13 protein-coding genes are annotated in these 20,310 nt (G+C 69.9%); 11 read left to right on the top strand and 2 right to left on the bottom strand.

Annotated features, from left to right (window positions below):
* Positions 1-298 precede the first annotated feature (298 nt).
* The 10 genes from LZ199_RS36185 to LZ199_RS36140 all read left to right on the top strand — a co-directional run bounded on the left by LZ199_RS36185 (position 299) and on the right by LZ199_RS36140 (position 15,452).
* Positions 299-1,540, top strand: a complete 1,242-nt coding sequence (locus LZ199_RS36185; protein ID WP_253998346.1) for a zinc metalloprotease — start codon at positions 299-301, stop codon at positions 1,538-1,540.
* Between the two features lie 157 nt (positions 1,541-1,697).
* Positions 1,698-2,939, top strand: a complete 1,242-nt coding sequence (locus LZ199_RS36180; RefSeq protein WP_253998345.1) for a zinc metalloprotease — start codon at positions 1,698-1,700, stop codon at positions 2,937-2,939.
* A gap of 172 nt (positions 2,940-3,111) precedes the next feature.
* A complete protein-coding gene (locus tag LZ199_RS36175; protein WP_323390134.1) occupies positions 3,112-4,665 on the top strand; it encodes a hypothetical protein in 1,554 nt (517 codons plus the stop codon).
* Between the two features lie 19 nt (positions 4,666-4,684).
* Positions 4,685-5,683, top strand: coding sequence for an AAA family ATPase (locus tag LZ199_RS36170; RefSeq protein WP_253998343.1), 999 nt, complete (start codon positions 4,685-4,687; stop codon positions 5,681-5,683).
* On the top strand, positions 5,676-7,436 hold the full coding sequence (locus LZ199_RS36165) for a hypothetical protein (RefSeq protein WP_253998342.1): 1,761 nt from the start codon (positions 5,676-5,678) through the stop codon (positions 7,434-7,436). Before LZ199_RS36170 ends, LZ199_RS36165 begins: the two co-directional genes overlap by 8 nt.
* Entirely contained in the window at positions 7,433-8,416 is a 984-nt protein-coding gene (locus LZ199_RS36160; RefSeq protein ID WP_253998341.1) for an ABC transporter ATP-binding protein, read from the top strand. Before LZ199_RS36165 ends, LZ199_RS36160 begins: the two co-directional genes overlap by 4 nt.
* On the top strand, positions 8,413-9,894 hold the full coding sequence (locus LZ199_RS36155; protein ID WP_253998340.1) for an ABC transporter permease: 1,482 nt from the start codon (positions 8,413-8,415) through the stop codon (positions 9,892-9,894). Before LZ199_RS36160 ends, LZ199_RS36155 begins: the two co-directional genes overlap by 4 nt.
* Positions 9,891-10,751: a DUF58 domain-containing protein gene (locus tag LZ199_RS36150; RefSeq protein ID WP_253998339.1), complete on the top strand. Its 861-nt coding sequence runs from the start codon at positions 9,891-9,893 to the stop codon at positions 10,749-10,751. Before LZ199_RS36155 ends, LZ199_RS36150 begins: the two co-directional genes overlap by 4 nt.
* 208 nt (positions 10,752-10,959) lie before the next feature.
* Positions 10,960-12,693: a BatA domain-containing protein gene (locus LZ199_RS36145; RefSeq protein ID WP_253998338.1), complete on the top strand. Its 1,734-nt coding sequence runs from the start codon at positions 10,960-10,962 to the stop codon at positions 12,691-12,693.
* Positions 12,690-15,452 carry a VWA domain-containing protein gene (locus LZ199_RS36140; protein ID WP_253998337.1) on the top strand — a complete coding sequence of 921 codons (2,763 nt, stop codon included), beginning with the start codon at positions 12,690-12,692 and terminating at the stop codon, positions 15,450-15,452. Before LZ199_RS36145 ends, LZ199_RS36140 begins: the two co-directional genes overlap by 4 nt.
* A gap of 33 nt (positions 15,453-15,485) precedes the next feature.
* Here the strand turns inward: LZ199_RS36140 and LZ199_RS36135 are convergent, their stop codons facing one another.
* Entirely contained in the window at positions 15,486-16,709 is a 1,224-nt protein-coding gene (locus tag LZ199_RS36135; protein WP_253998336.1) for a calcium-binding protein, read from the bottom strand.
* A gap of 289 nt (positions 16,710-16,998) precedes the next feature.
* Between LZ199_RS36135 and LZ199_RS36130 the strand changes: the two genes are divergently transcribed.
* Positions 16,999-18,690 carry a hypothetical protein gene (locus LZ199_RS36130; protein WP_253998335.1) on the top strand — a complete coding sequence of 564 codons (1,692 nt, stop codon included), beginning with the start codon at positions 16,999-17,001 and terminating at the stop codon, positions 18,688-18,690.
* A gap of 110 nt (positions 18,691-18,800) precedes the next feature.
* Here LZ199_RS36130 and LZ199_RS36125 read toward each other — a convergent pair whose 3' ends face one another.
* The gene (locus LZ199_RS36125) at positions 18,801-20,156 is read right to left on the bottom strand and encodes a hypothetical protein (protein WP_253998334.1); all 1,356 of its coding nucleotides are present in this window, start codon (positions 20,154-20,156) and stop codon (positions 18,801-18,803) included.
* Positions 20,157-20,310 lie beyond the last annotated feature (154 nt).

Raw genomic sequence — 20,310 nt, 5'->3', positions numbered from 1 at the left:
CCTGCCCAAATCCTGGCGCCCCATGTCGCAAGGACTTGTCTGGAGCGGATGTCCATCGCTCCAAGACAACGTTCGCATCCCAAGGCCGGGTCCTCCTTTGTGGGGGCCCGGCCTGTTGTCTTTCAGCCCGAGACGGAAGTCTGGCATTAGGGTGGAAGGGTCCTGTTCGATTCCGGACGGTGACGGATTTGTCAGTGTTGTCCGGCCTTTGGATTGCCTTGGATGTGACAGGGATTGCGCGCCGTCAAGGAATGCGCTGCCCGCTGAGCCGTGAATCCTCGCTGTGCAAAGGACGTGTATGCGCCAGCTTCAGAAGACGCTGCTGACAGCCTCTCTGATGTTCCTCGGGTTGAACGGGTGTGGTGACGCCGAGGTCCAGGACGCACCGACGGCGAGCACCCGTCAGGACGTGGCCCTGGCCCCGCCGCTGCCGCCCGGGTGTCTGTCCACGGACCGGGACGTGGACCAGGATGGAATCTGTGACGTCGTGGAGGCCGCGCTGGGCACCAACCCCAACAGCTCCGACACGGACGGGGACCGGCTGAGCGACTACGCGGAGGTGTACGGGCTCGACGGAGTGAATCTGCCTGCCTTCGGAGCCAACCCGCGCAGGAAGGACATCTTCGTGGAGGCGGACTACTACCCCGGCCTCTTCCCCGCGCAGACCACGCTGGACCGCGTCACCTCGGCGTTCACCCTGGCGCCGGTCAGCAACCCGGATGGCTCCACGGGAATCACGCTGCACCTGGTGGTGGACCAGCAGATTGCAGCGGCGGACGCGGACCAGGACCTGAACCCCGTCTGGACGGACTTCGACGTCATCAAGACGAAGTACTTCGCGGCGAACCGGGCGCCGTTCTTCCACTACATGCTGTTCGCGAACCGCTACAGCGGCGGCAACTCCAGCGGCATCTCCCGAGGCATCCCCGCCCATGACTACGTGGTGACGCTGGGCTTCATCGGCGGTGGCTCGGCGTCGCAGCTCGCCGGCACCATCATGCATGAGCTGGGGCACAACATCGGCCTGCGCCACGGCGGCACGGACCACGCCAACTACAAGCCCAACTACCTGAGCATCATGAACTACGAGTACCAGTTCTACGGCTTCACCATCGGCGGCGTGCCCAACGTGTTCGACTACTCGCGCTTGCAGATTGCGTCCTTCAACGAGGCGACCATCAGCGAGGTCGCCGCCTTCACGCCAGTGGCTCCGACGACCGAGGCGGACCTCGCCCGCTTCGGCGGGCTTCGCGTCAACAACGTCCAGATTGGCGGCAACGCGAGCGCCAACCTCGACTTCAATGCCAATGGCCTCATCGAGGTGGCGAGCTACGCCCGGGACCTGGACCGCAACGGCCTGTCGAACAGCGTGTTCCCCGCGTCGCAGAACGACTGGCTGGCCCTGGTCTATGACGGGGCCGGGACGATTGGCGACTCCCAGCTGGGGGCCTTGCGGAGCCTGATCCGCGAGGAGCCGTTCCTCGTCGCCCCGGACAAGATGGAGCCCTGCCTCACCGTGGAAGAGAGCCGCATGCCGTAGTCCTTCGCTCCAAGGGAACCTTCGCATCCCAGGGCCGAGTCCTCCTCTCCGGGGGCTCGGCCCTCGCGGTTTGGATGGGCATGAAGGCGACAGGGGGCGCGCCGAAAGGAATGCGCCGTCGGGTGTGATGCATGTCCTCGCTTCGCAAAGGAAGTGTATGAGCCAGCTTCAGAAGGCGCTGCTGACCGCTTCTCTGCTGTTCCTCGGGTTGAACGGATGTGGTGGCACCGGCGGCCAGGAGGCACCGATGGCGAGCACCCGTCAGGGCGTGGCCCTGGCCCCGCCTCCCCCGCCCGGGTGTCTGCCCGAATCCCCGGACACGGACCAGGACGGAATCTGTGACGGGGTGGAAGCCATCCTGGGCACCCATCCCGACAGCTCCGATACGGACGGTGACCGTCTGAGCGACTACGCGGAGGCGTACGGACTCGATGGCGTGGACCTGCCCTCCCTGGGCGCGAATCCGCGGAGGAAGGACCTCTTCGTGGAGGTGGACTATTACCCCGGCTTCCTGCCCGCACAGACGACGCTGGACCGCGTCATCTCGGCGTTCACCACCGCGCCGGTCAGCAACCCGGATGGCTCCACGGGCGTCTCGTTGCACCTGATGGTGGACGAACAGATTTCCGCGGCGGACGCGGACCAGGACCTGGACCCCGTCTGGACGGAGTTCGACCTCATCAAGGCGAAGTACTTCGAGGCGAGCCGGGCGCCGTTCTTCCATTACATGCTGCTCGCGAACCAACACAGCGGCGGGACCGCCAGCGGCAGCTCTCGAGGCATCCCCGGCCATGACTTCGTGGTGACCCTGGGCTTCGCTGGAGGTGGCACGGCGCTTCAACTGGCAGGGACCCTCATGCACGAGTTGGGGCACAACATCGGCCTGCGCCACGGTGGGAACGACAACGCCCACTTCAAGCCCAACTACCTGAGCATCATGAACAACGAGTACCAGCTCCATGGCTTCACCATGGGCGGTGTGCCCAACGTGCTCGACTACTCGCGCGTGCGGATTGCGTCCTTCAACGAGGCGACCATCAACGAGGTCGCGGCCTTCACGCCGGTCGCTCCCACCACCGAGGCGGACCTCGCGCTCATCGGAGGGCTTCGCTTCAACAACCGCCTGGTCATCGGCAACGCGAGCGCCAATCTCAGCTTCAATGCCAACTTCGTCATCGAGGCCACGAGCTACGCCCTGGACCTCAACCACAACGGTGCGAAGAACAACGTGTTCCCCGCGTCGCAGAACGACTGGCAGGCCCTGGTCTATGACGGGGCCGGGGAGATTGGCGACTCCCAGCTGGGGGCCTTGCGGAGCCTGAGCCGCGAGAGCGCGTTCCTCGTCGCCCCGGACAAGATGGAGCCCTGCCTCACCGTGGAACCGGACCGCACTCCGTAGTCCCGGTGTCCAATCCCGCCGCTGGGTCCTTTCCGTCCAGGGGACCCGGCGTGCGCTGTTCCCGCTCCACGCGGCTTGTAGGGGCCGTCCGAGTGTCCGACACTAGCGCTTCCTCATGGCCGCCAGCGAAGAACGTCGCCTCCAGGCTCTCGTGCTCGCCCCGGTGCGACGCGTGCAACGGCGTCTCAACGCCGTGGCCTGGGCCCAGGCGAGCGTCGTTCCCCTGTGGGCCACCGTCACGGCCTGCGTGCTCGCCCGGCTGCTCTTGCGTGACGCGTGTGTCTGGCTCCTGCCTCCGCTGGTCCTCGTGGGGATGACGTGGGGCTGGCTCCGGGCTCGCGCGCGCGGCGTCTCGCTGGAGCAGGCGGCCGTGCTCGCGGACCGCTCGGCCAACGCGGGTGGGCTGCTGCTGACGCGGCTGGAGCGGCCCGTGGGCGAGTGGGAGCTGACAGTCAATCAGCTCGTCCGTGACGTGAAGCCGCCCGTGGTGGCGTGGCGCCGTCCGGTGGGGGCGCTCTCGGGCGCGCTCTTGTTCCTGCTCGTCGGCTTCCTGCTTCCGTTGCCCGCGCCCCGGGGGCCTCGCGCTCCCCATGCCGCCGCGGCCGCGAAGGTGGAGGCGGTGAAGGCGCAGGCGGAGGCGCTGGCTCGGGAGGAGCCGCTGGGCGAGGCGGTGGAGGACGAGCTGCGCCGACTGGCCGAGGAGGTCGCCGCCGGTCGCTTCGACTCCGGCGACTGGGAGGCCGCTGACTCATTGGAGCGACGACTCGCCGAGCGCGCCGCCGAGGCCGCCGCCGAGCTGGCCCAGGCCTCCGAGGCCGCGCGAGATTTGGAGGAGGCCCTGGGCGCGGCGGGGGGCGCCGAGTCCGCGTCTCGTGAGCGCGAGGCGCTGGAGCGCGCCCTCATGGGGCTGAATCCCTCGGAGGTGGCGAGCGGCGAGTCCCCGTCGGAGGGCGAGGACTCCCAGGAGCAGGGTGAGGCCTCGGCTCGCTCGGGTGAAGGACAACAGGGGCAGCAGGGACAGGACCCGAACGGGACGCAGGGCACCTCTCCGTCGGGACAGCAGGGCACGGCGGGCACGAAGGAGCAGGCCCAGGCCCAGCGGCAGGCCCAGGCCCGCGCTCAGGCCGCGGGCGCTCCGGACCAGATTTCGGAACTTCGCCAGTCGCTGGAGCGTCGACAGCAGTCCCTCGCGCAGCGCTTCGAGCCGCGCGAGGGCCAGGGCCAGCAGGCGAGCTCACAACGCTCGGGCCCGCGTCAGCGGCAGGGCGCGGGCGAGCGCGGTGAAGGTGCGTCCCGACCCGGACAGGGCGGCGAGCAACGGGGTGAGGGCGAGGGGCAGGGCGAAGGACAGGGACAGGGACAGGGCGAAGGTGAAGGCGAGGGGCAGGGCGAAGGACAGGGACAGGGGAACAAAGGCCATGCGAGCCGTGGGACACACAGGGGCACGGGGACGGAGGGTGGCGGGCCTGGTTCGCTCTTCTTCGGGGGTGAGGCGGAGATGGACCCGGACCGCCTCGCGTTCGAGCCGCTTCCGGAGGGACAGGGCGGCGAGGCCGGAGAGCTCTGGGGGCTCGAGGCGGCGGACCCCCGGCGGAACACAGGGGCGTCGGGAGGGGCGGGCTCGCGGGGAACGAGCGCGCGGGGTGAGGCGACGGCGGGGCCGGGGGCGCAGCCGTTGTTGCCGCGCAACCGCGACCTCGTGAAGCGGTACTTTGGTGGCGAGTAGTCTGGAAGGGGAGACACACGTGGCAGCGGAGCTTCTCAGTCCCGCCGAGGCGCAGGGGGCGGCGGAGGTGGCGGCCCGGCTCAGGGACAACCTGAACACGGTGCTGTTGGACCAGGAGTCCGTCGTCGAGCAGGTCGTCGTCGCGGTGCTCGCGCGCGGGCACGTGCTGCTGGAGGGCCTGCCCGGCCTGGGGAAGACGGAGCTGTGCAAGTCGCTGGCGAAGCTGCTCGCGCTGCCCTTCCGTCGCATCCAGTTCACCCCGGACCTGCTGCCCGGCGACATCACCGGCACCTACGTGTTGGAGGGAGAGGGGCGCCGCGAGTTCGTCTTCCGCGAGGGGCCGCTGTTCGCGAGCCTGGTGCTGGCGGACGAAATCAACCGCTCCAGTCCCAAGACGCAGTCCGCGCTGCTGGAGGCCATGCAGGAGCGCCGGGTGACGGTGCTCGGCCAGACGCGGACGCTGCCGGACCCGTTCTTCGTGCTGGCCACGCAGAACCCCATCGAGCTGGAGGGCACCTACCCGCTGCCCGAGGCGCAGCTGGACCGCTTCCTCTTCCGCATCCAGGTGCCACCCGTGGGCGCCAAGACGCTGCGCGCGCTGCTCACCACGCGCGTGCGCGGCGCGCCGCCGGAGCTGTCCCCCGTGCTGGATGCAGAGGGCCTCGCGCGCCTGTTCGCCGCCGCGGACCGCGTGCACCTGCCCGGGCCCGTGGCGGACTTCATCGGCCGGCTGGTGGAAGCCAGCGACCCGCGCCAGGCCTCCGCGCCCGACGCCGTGCGCCGCTTCGTGCGCTATGGCGCGAGCCCCCGCGCCGCGCTCGCGCTCGCCGCCGCCGGACGCGCGCGTGCGCTCTTGAGTGGACGGCCCAACGTGGGCTTCGACGACGTGGTGGCCGCCGCGCCCGCCGCGCTCAACCACCGGCTGGTGCTCGCCTACGAGGCCTCCCTGGAGAAGGTGTCATCGCCGGACGTGGTCCGCGCGCTGCTCCAGGCCGTGCCCGAGGTGCCGCGTGACTAGCGTCGCGATGCTCTCGCTGTGGCTCTTGCTGGGCACGTCACCACCGCCACCCCCCATCAAGAGCCCACCCGTCGCGGTGGAAATCGCCGAGGCCGCCGAGGCCGCCCGTGCGCCCTACGGCTATCGCGAGGCGAGTGGCAGCGCGGACTCCAACACCTGGGGCCCCCTGCGCGTCACGCTGCACGGCGGCGCGCTGAAGCCCCAGCGCGGGTACTGGGCGACGCAGGTGGTGCTGAACAACAGCGGGCCCCAGCCGCTCCCGGTGCGCCTGTCCTTCAGCCCCGCCTATGGCGACACCACGCGCGCCGTGGTGCGCGAGGTGGAGGTGGGGCCCCGGCAGCGCGTCGTCACATGGGTGCCGCTGCCCGTGGCGTGGCACTCGGTCACCGTGCTCGTCCTCGCTCCCGGCGTGGCCCCCATCAACGAGTCGCTCTACGCCGACTCCGACCGCTTCGAGCCGGTGATGGTGGTGGGGAGCGTGGCGGACTTCGAGGCCGCCACCGCGCTGACGAAGACGGGGGAGCAGGACGAGCCGTACTTCTCCGCCCGCTTCCTTGAGGCGCGGGATGCACCGCGTGAGCTGGCCGCCTACGTGGGCTTCGAGATGGTGGTCATCACGGACGAGGCCACGGTGGTGCCTGCGGATGTGTGGGCCGTGCTGGAGGCCTACGCCGTGTCGGGAGGGACGCTGGTCGTCACGCGCCCCTCCAGGGACTTGCGTGAGCGCCTGCCGCTGCTCCCGGAGGCGATGACCCCGGAGATGCCCTATGGCTTCGGCAAGGTGTGGACGTGTGACGGCGTCGCGCTGGAGTGCCAGGCGCGGATTCGCGGAGGCGTCAGCAGCGTCGAGCCGGCTGCGCGTGGCCCGGTGATTCCCGTGGGCGCGCAGCAGCGCTGGGTGGGGTCGGTGATGGGAGAGCGGCGCGAGGCGCAGCCCCTGCTGACCAATGCCCGCACGCCGGTGGGCCGCTTCCTGCTGGTCATCTCCGCCTTCGCGTTGGCGGTGGGCCCGGGGGCCTGGTGGTTGGCGAGACGACGAGGGCCCGTGGCGGTCCTCATCGCGGTGCCGGCCATCTCCGTGGTGACGTGCCTGGCGCTCATCTTCTGGTCCGTGCTGGTGGATGGCTTCGCCGTGCACACCGCGCGCTACAGCCTGACGTGGCTGGACGGAGCGCGCTCCCGCGCGGTGACGGTGGGCCTGAGCGCCTGGTACGCCAACCTGTCTCCGGACGTGGTGCGCCTGCCCTCCGCCAGCGTGCTCCTGCCGCCTCCCGAGGATGAGGATTCGCTGGCGGACATGGATTGGACCGGAGGACTCACGGTGGGCGACGGCTTTCTTCCGCCGAGGACGTATCGCGAGTGGGGTGAGGTGGCCGTCCTCCCCTCGCGCGCGCGGCTGGTGGTGAAACGCGCGGGAGAGACGCCTCGCATCCAGAACGCCCTGGGGGCGCGGTTGGAGGAAGGGTACCTGCGGCTGGATGGAAAGCTGTGGCGTCTGCCCGTCTTGTCGGAGGGCGAAGAGGGTGCGCTCACCGTGGTGGAGCCGGAGGACGCGAAGGATTTCTCGGTGAGCCAGGGCCTGGGGGAGGGCGGCGCGCTGCGGCTGACGAACGCCCTGGGGCCCTTTGGCGCGAACACTCCTGAGAATGGCTTCATCGCGCGGTTGAGCGGGCCGGGGTTGATGCCGACCAGCGGCTTTCCCACCGAGGTGGATGCCGGGGTGCATTTCATCCGGGGCGAGGTGAAGCCATGAGCCCGCTGCTGGAGGTGAAGGGGCTGCGGCGCGACTACGGCCCGCTCAGGGCGGTGGATGACGTGTCCTTCAACCTGGAGCCGGGCAGCATCCTGGGCTTCATCGGTCCCAACGGCGCGGGCAAGAGCACCACGCTGCGCATCCTGGCGACGCTGGATGCGCCCACGTCGGGCGAGGTGCTGCTGGGCGGCCACTCGCTGGTGGACACGCCGGACAAGGTGCGTCCGCTCATCGGCTACATGCCGGACCGGTATGGCACCTACGACGACGTCACGGTCTTCGAGTTCCTGGACTTCTTCGCGCGCGCGTATGGGCTGACGGGCGCGAAGCGGCGCCAGCGCGTGGAGTCGGTGATGGGCTTCACGGGGCTGGTGCCGTTGGCGGACAGGCTCACCACGGCGCTGTCCAAGGGCATGCGGCAGCGCGTGGCGCTGGGGCGCACGCTGCTTCACGACCCGAGCCTGCTGCTCCTGGACGAGCCGGCGGACGGCCTGGACCCGAGGGCCCGCATCGAGCTGCGCGAGCTGCTGCGCGCGCTGGCGGACCAGGGCAAGGCGGTCATCATCTCCAGCCACATCCTCACGGAGCTGGCTGAAATCTGTGACACGTGCGCCATCATCGAGCAGGGGCGCCTGCTGGCCACGGGCAAGGTGGAGGACATCCTCCGGCAGGGCACGGGCGTCGCCGCGGTGGAGCTGACAGTGCGGCTGGCGGCGGGCGAGGGCCTGGAGGCTGCGTGGGCGCGGGCGGAGCGACTGCTGCTGGAGCAGCCGCGCGTGGCGCGCGTCTCGCGCGAGGGTGAGTCCTTGAGGGTGGAGCTGGAGTTGGAGTCCGGTGGCGGCGCGGGGCAGGTGGACGCGGCGGCGGCGGCGCTGCTGGCGGTCCTGGTGACGGCGGGCCTGCCGGTGTGCTTCTTCGGCACGCGGGAGCGCAACCTCGAGGACGCCTTCATGACGGTGACGAAGGGGAGGCTCGCTTGAGCGCGCCGGTGGAGTCGAGCGTGGGAGGCGGGTCCTTCCAGGAGCGATGGGGAGACCGCCTCAACCCGCTGGTGGTGAAGGAGGTCCGTCAGGGCCTGCGCACGCGCATCTTCTGGGCGAGCTTCGGGTTGAACCTGATTGCCTGCGTGGTGCTGGCGCTCGTGGCGTTCGTCCAGACGCGGGAGCTGTCGTTCTCCCATCATGGCCAGGCCTACTTCTTCGCGTTCTTCATCTGCCTGGCCGTGGCGCACTACTTCGTCATTCCGTACGGCGCGTACCGCTCCCTGGCGCGCGAGCGCGAGGACGACACGTGGGTGCTGTTGGTGCTCACGGGGCTGGGGCCTCGCAAGATTCTGCGGGGCAAGGTGGCCTCGGCGCTGGTGCAGGCGGGGCTGTATGCCTCCGCGGTGGGGCCCTTCCTGCTCTTCAGCTACTACCTCAATGGCATCTCACTGCCGTCCATTCTCACGGTGCTGGGGTTGGGTGGGGCGTGGCTCGTGTTCCTCACCGTGGTGGCGGTGTGCGCGGCGACGCTGGCGGACAGTCGGATGGGGCGCGCCTTCGTGCACTTCGTGGTGCTGGGGGCGCTGGGCATGGCCTTCAGCACGGCGCTGGGCGTCGGGGGCGCGCTGAGCGACTCGGGCAGCCGGCTGTTGAGCAAGTATGGAGTGCAGTTGGCGACGGGCGTGGGGCTGGGGGTGATGCTCCTGGATGGCTGGCTGTTGTTCGAGGTGGCCGCGTCGCGGCTGTCGCTCTCCACGGAGGACTACACGAAGGGGCCTCGGCGGGCGGTGGTGGCGCAGATGCTGGTGGCCCTGCTCGTGGGCCTGGGTTTCTGGTGGTACGAGGACCGCAAGCACGTGGTGACGGAGATCTTCTCCATCTGCGGCACGGTGCACCTGACCTTCGTCGGGCTCTTCCTTGTCTCGGACGTGGATGGGCAGGCCCGTGCGCTGCGCCCTGGCACGGGGCCGCTGTCGCTGTTCCGTCCGGGGGCGCTGCGAGGCTTCCGGCTGACGGTGCTCCTGTTCGTGGCCTGGGCCGCGGTGTGGGGGGCGTTGGCGCTCGTGTCGGACGACAGGAACTCCAACAGCGAGGCCATGCGGATGCTGATGATGGTGATGCCGGCCTACGCGGTGCTCTATCTGTCCCTGGCGTTGGTGTTGGGGCGGATGCCGCGCTCGGACCGGTTCTCGTCGCCCGCGTCGGTGCGGTTGCTCTTCGTGGCGGCGGTCGGCGTGGCGGCGGGCCTGCCTCCGTTGCTGGCGGAGCTGACGGGGTTCGACATGGGGGACCCGCTGCTGAACCTCCTGAATCCGGTGGTGGGTCTGGCGAACTTCGGAACCCATGACTACTCCACGGGCGAGCCGGAGATGACGTGGCCCCTGGCCACCTTCGTGGTGGGCGTGGCGTTGCTGGTCGCGTTCCTGGCGGACCGGGCGCTCGTCGAGCGTGAGAAGCGGGCCCACCTGCCGTGAGCGAGCGTCTGGACGAAGCGGCGGTGGGACGGCTGGCGCCGGGGCTGGCGCTGGCGTTGCCGCGAGGTCCTCACCGGGGACGCGTGGGTGAAGTGCGCGCGTCGTCCACCGGCAGCTCGCTGGAGCTGCATGACTTCCGGGCGTATCAGCCGGGCGATGACTTGAGGCAGCTGGACTGGAACGCGGTGGCGCGCACCGATGAGCTCATCCTCCGGGTGCGGCAGGACGAGGTGTCTCCGCGCGTGGAGGTGGTGCTGGATGGCTCGCGCTCCATGGCGCTGTCCGCGCGCAAGGCGGCGTGCGCGCGGGAGCTGGCGTTGCTCGCGTGTGAGGTGGGCGCGCGTCAGGGCTTGAGTCCCACGTTGCTGGCGACGGGGGTGAGGTCGGAGCGGGTGCAGGGGTCGGCGTGTCGGGCCGCGCTGCGGACGCTGGAGTTCGATGCGGGGGATGACCTGGTGACGGCGCTCGGGCGGCTGCCTCCGCCGAGGGCCTGTGGGTTGCGGGTGGTGGTGAGCGACTTCCTGTTCGAGGCGGACCTGTCGGCGATGGCGGCGCGGCTGTCTCGGGGGGCGGCGGGGTTCTTCCTGGTGCAGGTGCTGGACGCGGAGGACCTGGCGCCGTCGGGAGGCGAGGGCGCGCGACTGGTGGATTCGGAGAGCGGCGCGGCGCTGGAGGAGCTGCTGACGGAGGACGTGCTGGCCGCGTATGCGCGGCGCTTCGAGGAGCACCAGCGCCTGTTGAGAGCGGCGGCCCTGCGGTCGCGGGGAGCGCTCCTGACGGCGCCCGCCACGGAGTCACTGGATGCCCTGGTGCGGGGCGCTCTGCGGCCCCTGTTCGTCGCCGGGGGGCACGCGTGAGCTTCGGCTTCGAAGGGGCGGCGAGAGGATGTGGCGCGCCCAGCTCCCGCGTCGTTGCGGGGAGCGTGAGCTTCCGTGCTTCACGGGCGCTGCCGGGGTGTGGCACGCCGCGCTCCCGTGTTGGTGCGGGAGGCGTGAGCGTGGGCTCCCGATGGGTGTTGCTGAAGTGCGGCGCATCTCGCTCCCGGGTCGTTGCGGGAGGTGAGGCGTGAGCTTCGGCTTCCCGTGGGGCTTGCTGGCCCTGGGCGCGTTGGTTCCGCTGGTGGCGGCGTACTTCCTGCGGCGTCGGCAGAAGCCCGTCGTGGTGAGCGCGCTGTTCCTGTGGCGCACGCCGCGCCCGCGCGCTGAGGCGGGGCCTCGCTGGGAGCGCTTCACGCGGGAGGCCTCGCTGCTGCTGGAGGCGCTGGCTGTCATCGCGGCGGCGCTGTACCTCGCGGACGTGCGTCTGGGCGAGACGGCGCGCACGAAGCACCTGGTGCTGGTGGTGGATGGAAGTCTGTCCATGTCAGCGCGGGGCCCTGACGGGGTGACGGTGCTGGAGCAGGCCCGCCGCGAGGCCGCGAAGCGTGTCGAAGATGAAGCCGCCACGCGCGTGACGGTGCTGGCCACGGGGCTGTCTCCGCGTGTCGTCGCGGGCCCGGAGGCCGAGCCCTCTCGCGCCCTGGCGGCGCTGGAGTCCTTCGAGGCGCGAGGCGCGGACCACGACCCCATGCCCACGCTCCTGTGGGCTCAAGAACTGGCAAGCACGGGCAAGCACGTGGCCTTCTTCACCGACGCGGCCCCCATGGAGGGACTGGTCATCCCAGCCCCCGTGCGGTGGACGGCCTTGGGAGCGGCGCGCGACAACGTGGCGCTCATCTCCGCGCAGCGCAAGGACGAGGGTGGCACGGCGACGGTGACGCTGCGAGTGGCCCGCTTCGGCCCAGGCCCTGAGTCCGTGGCCGTGCGACTGCGCGCACTCCCAGGCCCCGATGCGAAGCAGGGCACGGAGCGCGTGGAGAAGGTGTCGCTCCAGGGCGAGGGCACCGCCACGCTGCGCCTCACGTTCCAGAGCGCGGGCGACATCGAGGTCTCCCTCCCGGACGATGCGCTGCCGGAAGACGGGCACGCACGGCTCGCCGTCGCGCCCACGAGGCCCCTCGCGGTGAGTCTGGCCCAGGGCATGGGTTCGTTGGAGCGCGATGCGCTGGAGCGCTTCCTGGGCGCCTCGCCGGAGGTGGCGCGAGATGGCGCATCGGGCGAGGTGTTGCTCATCGGCCCCAGGGGCACGGATGCGAAGGTGACGGTGGGCGCCTCGGGAAAGTCGCGGACCTTCGTGGGGCCGTTCTTCTCCGAGAAGGGGCACCCGCTGTTGGATGATGTGCAGCTCGCGGGTGTGCGGTGGTCCGCGGGTGAGAATCCTCCCGGACGACCGCTCGTCACGGCGGGAGACGCGGTGCTGGTGTCCGAAGAGGACGATGGCCGCGTGCACCTCAACGTGGACCTGTCTCGCTCCAATGTTCAACGCGTGTCCGCCTGGCCTGTGTTGCTGGGCAACGTGGTCCGAGAGGCGCGTCGTGCCCGCGAGGGCTTCGTCCGCCGACAGCTCACGCTGGGCGAGCCGCTCCAACTGGTGACGCTGCCGGGGAAGCGCTACACGCTGGTGGGCCCGGGTGGAAGCAAGCCGGTGTTCGGCGCGGGAGCGGTGAGCCTTCCTCCCCCCGCGACGCCAGGGCGCTACGTGCTGGAGCGTGACGACGCGGACACGGTGGACTCGGCGGAGGTCCTCGCGCTGGACGCACGGGAGTCGGACCTGCGTGGACGCACGAGCGCGGACGTACCCGCGAAGGAATCGGGAGAAGACGAGGCGCGCGCGAATGCCTCGGACCGTGCGCGCTGGCCGCTGGTGTTGTTGCTGCTCGCGCTGCTGGGCGACTTCTACGTCACGAGGCGGGCGTCATGACCTTCTCCCTCCCCCAGGCGTGGGTGTTGTTGCTGCCGCTGGGCCTCTTCCTCTGGAAGTTCGGCCGGCGACCCGGCCCGCCCATGTGGCTGCGCGCCGCGCTGCTGGTGCTGACGGTGGGCGCGCTCTCCGGCCCGGAGCTGCGGCGAGCCGATGCGGGCAGCGACGTGGTGGTGGTCGTGGACCGCTCCGCCTCGATGCCTCGGGACATCGACCGCACCGCGCAGGAACTCGTTTCTCATCTGGAGTCACAGCGGCGTCCGGGTGACAGGGTGGGCGTCATCGCCTTCGGCCGCGAGCCGCGCGTGGAGCAACCCCTGTCCACGGGTGGCGCCTTCGGTGGCTTCACGCGCCCGGTGGATGCGGATTCGTCGGACCTGTCCGCCGCGCTCGACGCCGCCAACGCCCTCATTCCCCAGGAGCGCACCGGCCGGGTGCTCGTCCTTTCCGATGGACGGGCCACGGGCACGGACGCGCGAGGCTCCGCGCGCAGGCTCGCGGCCCGCGGAATCGCCGTGGACTGGCGTCAGCTCGCGCGGCCCGAACCTCCACTCGATGTCGCCGTCGTCTCGGTGGACGTGCCCACCGCCGTGGCCGTGCGCGAGCCCTTCCAGTTCTCCGCGAGCGTGCACTCCTCGGCGGCGGTGACGGGCACGGTGCGCCTGGAGCGCAACGGCCGCCTGCTGGTGAAGGGGCCCTTCGACTTCCAGCCCGGCCCCAACGTGCTGCCCTTGAGAGACCTCATCGAGGAGCCCGGCCTCGCGCGCTACCAGCTCACCATCGAAGTCCCGGGCGACGGCGTGGTGGAGAACGACAAGGGCCTCGCGGTGCTGCGAGTCGAAGGTCCCCGGCGCGTGCTGCTCGTGACGAACCAGCCCAAGGGCACGCTCGCGAAGGCGCTCGAAGCGACCGGGCTGCTCCTGGAGGTCCGCGCGCCGTTCCGCCTCACCCTGGATGACCTGGATGGCGTGGGCGCCGTCGTCCTGGAGAACGTCGACGCGAACGCGCTGGGCGAGCCGGGCCTCAACGCGCTCGCGTCCTACGTGGAGCAGGCGGGAGGGGGGCTCGTGATGACGGGAGGGCGCGAGAGCTTCGGCGAGGGTGGCTATCGCCGCTCTCCCGTGGAGCCGCTGTTGCCCGTGTCGCTGGAGATGCGCGAGGAGCAGCGCCGCGCGGCCATCGCCATGAGCATCCTGATGGACTGCTCCTGCTCCATGGGCGCCACCGTGCCCGACGGCCGCACGAAGATGGAGGTCGCCGCCGAGGGCGTCGTGGGTGCGCTCACCCTGCTCAACCCGCAGGACGAGGCCTCCGTGCACATGGTGGACACGGAGCCGCATGAAATCTTCCCGCTCCGCTCGGTGGAGGCGGGCCTTCCCTTCGACAAGGTGGCGCGCGGCTTCAGCGGCGGTGGAGGCATCTACGTGGGCGAAGCGCTGCTCACGGGCCGCAAGCAAATCCTGCGCAGCGACAAGGCCACCCGCCATGTGCTGCTCTTCTCCGACGCGGCCGACTCCGAGGAGCCAGGCGACTACCGCCGCATCCTGTCGGAGCTGCAGGGCAAGGGCGTGACGGTGTCCGTCATCGGCCTGGGTACGCCCAAGGACTCGGACGCGGCGCTGCTGAAGGAAGTGGCCCAGCGGGGCGGCGGACGCATCTACTTCGCGGAGGATGCGATGAGCCTGCCGCGCATCTTCAGCCAGGAGACGCTCGCCGTCGCCCGCGCCACCTTCATCGACGAGCCCGTGTCGATGGAGGCCGCGCCGGACCTGCCGCTCCTCGGCAAGCTGCCCGCCGAAGGACTGCCCCAGGTGAGCGGCTACAACCTCACCTATCTCCGGCCCCGGGCCAGCGTGGCGCTGCGCACGCTCGATACCCACGCGGCGCCCGTGCTCGCGATGTGGCCGCGCGGCGCGGGACGCACGGTGGCCTTCACCGCGGAGGTGGATGGTCCGTTCACCGGCGAGTTGCGCCAGTGGGGCTCGCTGCGCGCCGCGCTGGAGGCGATGGTGCGCTGGACGCTGGCGGGCACCACGCCGCTGGGCGAAGCGGTGGTGCGCTCCGAGCGGCGTGGGCACCTGCTGCGGGTGACCTTGGACCTGCCCCCGGATGAGCCACTCCCCGCGACGCTTCCCACGCTGATGCTGTTGGCGGGGGACGGGAAGTCCGCGCCCACCGAGCACCCCATGCGCTGGGAGGATGATGACCGGCTGGTGGCGGAGCTGCCGCTGGAGGGAAGCGGCACGTGGCACCCCGTGGTGCGAGTGGGCACGCGCGCCCTGCGCGCCCCGCCCATCGCGCTGCCGTATGCCCCGGAGTTCGAGCCCGGAAGTCCGAAGGAAGGTCTCGCGGTGCTGCGAGCCGTCGCCGCCGTGGGAGGAGGCGTGGAGCGTCTGTCCATGACGGGCCTCTTCGAGGAGGCCCCCGAGTCCGAGGGCCACCTGGCCCTGGCGCCCTGGCTGGTGGCGCTGGCCGTGGCCGTGCTGCTGTCGGAGGTGGCGGTGCGCCGCTTCCTCTCCGCGCCCCGCGTGCGAAGGCCCGTCGTGGCGACAGCTTCGCCGTCGAGCGCGCCGTCGACGCAGCAGACGGTGGCACCCGCGAGGAGCGAGAAGGCTTCCGCGCGAGGCCCGTCGACCGAGCCCGCCGCGACTCCGGCGGAGGCGAAGCCCTCTGGCGCGGAGACGAAGACCGGGGAAGGTAGCGTGGACTCAGCGCTGGATGCAGCGCGCGCCCGCTCCCGCCGGCGACTGGACCGGTGAGCGGCCTGAGACGGGCCGCCCACCGGAGGTGCATCAGTTGTACGGGATGATGCTCACGGGGGTGCCCAGCTCGCTTTGAAGCTGGGTGCGGACCGTGCTGCTCACCGGCCACCGCCACGAGTACTGGAACAAGTCAGACAGGTTGGCGCCCGCGGCCCGGCTGGCGGCGAGGACGAAGTTGTTCGCGGAGTCGGTCGGGGTCGTCACGTTGCCCAGTGACTCGACCTGGCGCCAGAGCACGAGGACGAAACCCCAGCCGTGGACCCGCGCGAGGCGCAGCACGAAGGAGGCGAACAGGTCCGTGGTGCCAAACCCGCTGATGCCTTGATTGGCCACCAGCGTGTTCGTCCAGTCATGCTTGTAGCAATAGGAGCTTCCCGGGGAGACCTGCGTGCTGGTGGCGCCGGCCGTGCCGCACAGGACGTCGGCGGTGCGGTACGTGTCCACCAAGGCCTTCACGTTGGTGTACTGGGTGGTGTGCGCGGTGGTGACCGGCAGGCTGTAGTACTCCATGGCCAGGAAGCGCATCAGCACCGCGTAGCCCGTCACCATGGCGTGCGCGTAGTTGGCGTTGGTGGACTTCAGCTCGCCATCGTAGAACCAGAAGTTGCGGCCCAATTCGTAGAAGCCCACCTGGTTGTGCTTGCCGGCGGCGGCCTCGGGGCAGATGTAGTTCTGGAAGGTGTCGAACTTGAACTCGATGCCTGTCTGTCCCATGTAGCCACACGCCGGGTCTGTCGCCGAGCAGCCCGTCACCGCGCCCGAGGGCAGGGCGGCCAGGCTGTCCCGGCCCAGGTAGTGCCGGCTCGGGTAGGACGCGTTCAACGTGGGCGTCTTGCCAGTCGCGCTCTGGTAGAACGAGTAACCCTTGTCGAGCCCATCGATGACGAGCGACAGCTGCGTCACGTTGCAGGTCGTCAGGTCGGGTGTCCTCAGCGCCACGTACTGGCCCTTCCACACGTAGAGCGTGTGGTTGGACGAGTTCATGGACGTGTAGCTCTTCCGGAGGACGCAGTACCAGGAATAGGGGTCGTTGAAGTCCTTGTAGGCGGCTTGATAGCCATCCGTGTGCTGGGTGCTGCACGCCAGGTTGAGGTTCATCCCCTTGTACTGGCCGTTATGGAGGCAAGACCAACCATACGCATTGTTCTGGGTGAGCGTCGCGGTGGCCCCAGAGCCATACAACTGGACGCAGTGCGCCGTCAGGTTCATGCCCGGCAGGTCGATGGCGGCCAGTGCGCTCCCCGGCGCGGCCACTCCCAAGACCCACAGCAAAGCCCCGACAGCGTTACGACATGAGCGAGCAATCGCGGAGCGCTCTGCGCTCCACGGGTGGTTCTTCAGCATGTAGGACTTCCCCCTCTACGGATGTGGCACGGGCCGCCCCCGACCTGGAGGTGTCATCGCGATGAGGGGGGCGGCCCGCTCCCTATGAAGTTCACAGGGTAAAGACGAGATACACGGAAAGAACGGGTGCCACAACTGGGTCAAAAAAATTCCCCCCTACCGAAATCTGGGAATGGGGCTTTCGAGGTATGAGGCGCCCATGACGTACGCACGTTGGGGACGCCTGGGCCTCGCGCTGGGACTCCTCGCACTGGCCCTCCAGGCCGCGCGCCTGGCGTTGCACAAGGGCTTCAGCATCGACGAGTTCCAGTACGCGCACGCGGCCTGGCTCGTGTCGAAGGGGCAGGTGCCCTACCGAGACTTCTTCGAGGTCCACTTCCCGCTGCTCTACCAGGGGCTGGCGCCGCTGTTCTGGCTGATAGGGGATGCACCTCGGGGTGTGCTTGCCTTGCGTCTGGCCATGCTCGTTCCGCTGGCGGGGACGTGTGTCTCGGTGGCGGTGCTCAATCGCCGCGAGGGCCGCGTCTCGATGTGGCTGGCTCCGGTGCTGTTGCTGGCGCTGACGCCGTTCACGCGCTTCGCCACGGAGATTCGTCCGGACGCGCTGGCCTGTGCCTTGTTCCTGGGAGGGCTCGCCGCGGTGTCGGTGCGGCCCGGTACCCGGACGCTCGGCTTCGTGGCGGGGCTGTTGTTCTCGGCCGCGCTGTGGTCGTCGCAGAAGGTGTTGTTCTACGGCGGGCTGGTGGGCGTGGTGCTCGCGGTGGATATCATCTGGCGGCGGGGCAGGGGTGCGGTGCTCGTGGCGTGGCCGGGCGCGTTCCTGGCGGGCGCGGGCGTGGGGCTCGCGGCGGTGGCGATGTCTCTCACGGTGACGGGCTCGTGGAGGGACTGGTGGCAGTGGTGCTTCGTGTGGGCCGCGGAGCATCAGCGGCACTACCCGGGCTTCTCGTGGCGGGACTACCTGCTGCCGATGGTTCGCGAGCAGCCCTGGCTCTTCGGGTTGGCGGTGTTGGGGTTCCTCGTCTCGGTGCGTGCGTGGTGGCGCTCGGGAGCGGAGCGCTGGAAGGACGCGGACCTGCCGTTGCTGCTCGCAGTGCTGGCGACGTTCGGCTCGTATGCGCTCCAGCGCGCGCCATTCCCATACAGCCTGCTGCCGTTCCTGGGAGCGCTCGCGCCGTTCATGGCGCGCGGCGTGGTGGCGGCCTTCAGTGGTTGGAGCGCTCCCCCGGCGCGAGTCGTCGCGAGCCTGGCGCTGGGTGTGTTGCTCTGTCTTCAGCTCTGGAGGCTGGAGGCCCTGCTGGACGGAGGGGGCAATGCCAGACAGCAGGACGTGCTCGCGCGCATCGGCACGCTCACGGGGCCCGGGGATGTCGTCTATGACAACTCAGGGGGCTACGTGAGCCGGCCGCACGCGCACTTCTATTTCTACACGGATGCCTATCTGCGGGGCTCCATCCCGGACGTGCTGGCGCGCGAAGTGCCGAAGGCCCTGGTGGAGCGCGGCTGCGTGCTGCGCGTGGATGACCTACGGACCTCGGGACTGCCGCAGTCGCTGCGAGGCTTCCTCGACACGCATTACCAGCCCTACGACGGAGACCTGTTCCTGTGGGGGCGGCGGTACGACGTGTCACCCGGGAGCGCGCTGGAGGAACGCTTCCTGGCCGTGCGTGACGGACGCTACTTCGTCGAGCCTGCGTCCGTGCTGGAGTCGGGCGCGCTGTTCATCGACGGGGCCCGCGTCACGGAGGGGGAGTTCACGCTGACGCGAGGGGAGCACACCGTGCGCTACGAAGGTCCGGTGGAGCGCTTCCATGTGCTGTGGCTCCCGCGAGACGGCCAGCGCTGGGTGCCGCGTCCCGAGGCGAAGCCCACCTACTCCCGCTTGTTCTGAGCGGCCCCGGGTGCCGCGCCCCGAGGAGACGCCTCCTTGCTCGCGCTTGTTCCAAGTGGCGCGGTGCCTCCGAGCGGAATCCTCGAAGGCACCCAGGAGCCAGAGTCGCGCTACGGCGCGCAGGGCGCCTGACCCCCCGCGCGCTTGTAGGCACTCACTCGGGTGGACAGGTTGCCGTTGTCGGTCTCCGGCGAGGTCTGCCGGCCTTCACCCGCGCCGAAGGAGAAGCCAACGGAGTGCGCGGCGGCCAGCTCCGCCGTGTGCGAGAAGAAGTAGTCCACGCGGTTGTCCTTCCACTTCTGGTTCGTGTTCGGCAGGTTCATGTTGCCCACCGGGAGCTGCCACCAGAAGTTCGGCTTGTTGAGCCGCTCGGAGATGGCGCTGGCCCAGGTGAACGCCTGGCGGAAGTGGGGCAGGGTGGCGTTGTTCGCGTCCCACCACGTGTCCTCGCCGACGCTGTCGTAGAAGCCCGCGTCGCGGTCCGACGCCTCCACGACGATGAAGTCCGTGTCCGCCGCGCCGAGCTTCAGCAGGAAGTCGGCCACCTTGCGCGCCTCCCCCGCGATATCGAACGACGCGTTGGTGTTGAGGTACACGTCCGTGCGAGTCGACCAGGGGCTGGCGTGCAGGCTCACCTTCGCGTTGGGCGCGTACTTGCGAGCCATCGCAATCATGCACCGGCTCACGCCCACGGCGTTGTTCGCCATCCCCGCGCAGTCCGTGGCATTGGCGCTCGCCACCTGCGCGGGCACCGTGGCCGGGTCTCCATTGGAGAAGAACTGGAGATAGCCCCACAGGTCCGGCTCGATGTGGAGCAGGGCGCGCTCGCTGCCCACCTGCTGCAACGTGAAGCGCCAGTCCGCGAAGTAGCGCCGCATGATGGCCACGTCGTTGAGCGACTGGAGCTGCTGCTCGCCCTCACGCGCGGGCCCGACGCCGCCCAGGAGCTGCTGGTAGTAGGTGATGAAGGGGAGCTGCTGGCGCCCCTTGGCCCCGGACACGTGGCCACGCACGTAGGCACCGGGCGGCTGGGACACGTCCTGCCAGCATCCCCACCACGCGCACGACGCACCCGCGCAGGTCGTGCCGGACGTGGTGCATCCCGAGGTGCACGAGGTACAGATGTTCGTCGAGTCGACCAGCCCACTGGCGACGTACAGGTAGTGCACGTCGAAGGGTGCACCGGCCGCCGTGCTGTCCTCCATCTGCGCGCCGACGAGGAGCCGGTTCTTCCCCAGGGACGTGAGGAACGTCTCCCCCATGCACCCGGTGCCGACAGGGCCACCGTCCGGCATCCCACCGCCACCATCCGGCGTCCCGTTGCCTCCGCCGTCGGAGACGTCCGTGCCCGCATCTCCCGAGGGCGAACGTCCGTCATCGTCCGAACTGGAGCAGCCTCCCAGCACCAGCAGGCAGAGGGTGAGAGGAGCGAATCGCTTCAGCCACGTCGAAGTGTGCATGCGCATGACGACAGTCACGCTACCCCGTCACGCCCTGCACGGCTCAAGGACCCGAGACTCCGGGACAGGGGGGGGGCGCCATGACCGCTTCCCCGCTCCACATCCAGCCTCGTGATAACAATCTGTTAATCTTTCAATTCAAGAAATTCTTGAATCTCGG

Source organism: Myxococcus qinghaiensis (genome assembly GCF_024198215.1).
GTDB lineage: Bacteria > Myxococcota > Myxococcia > Myxococcales > Myxococcaceae > Myxococcus > Myxococcus qinghaiensis.
The sequence above is the reverse complement of the archived record's forward strand: the minus strand, read 5'-3'. Positions and strand labels throughout refer to the sequence as shown.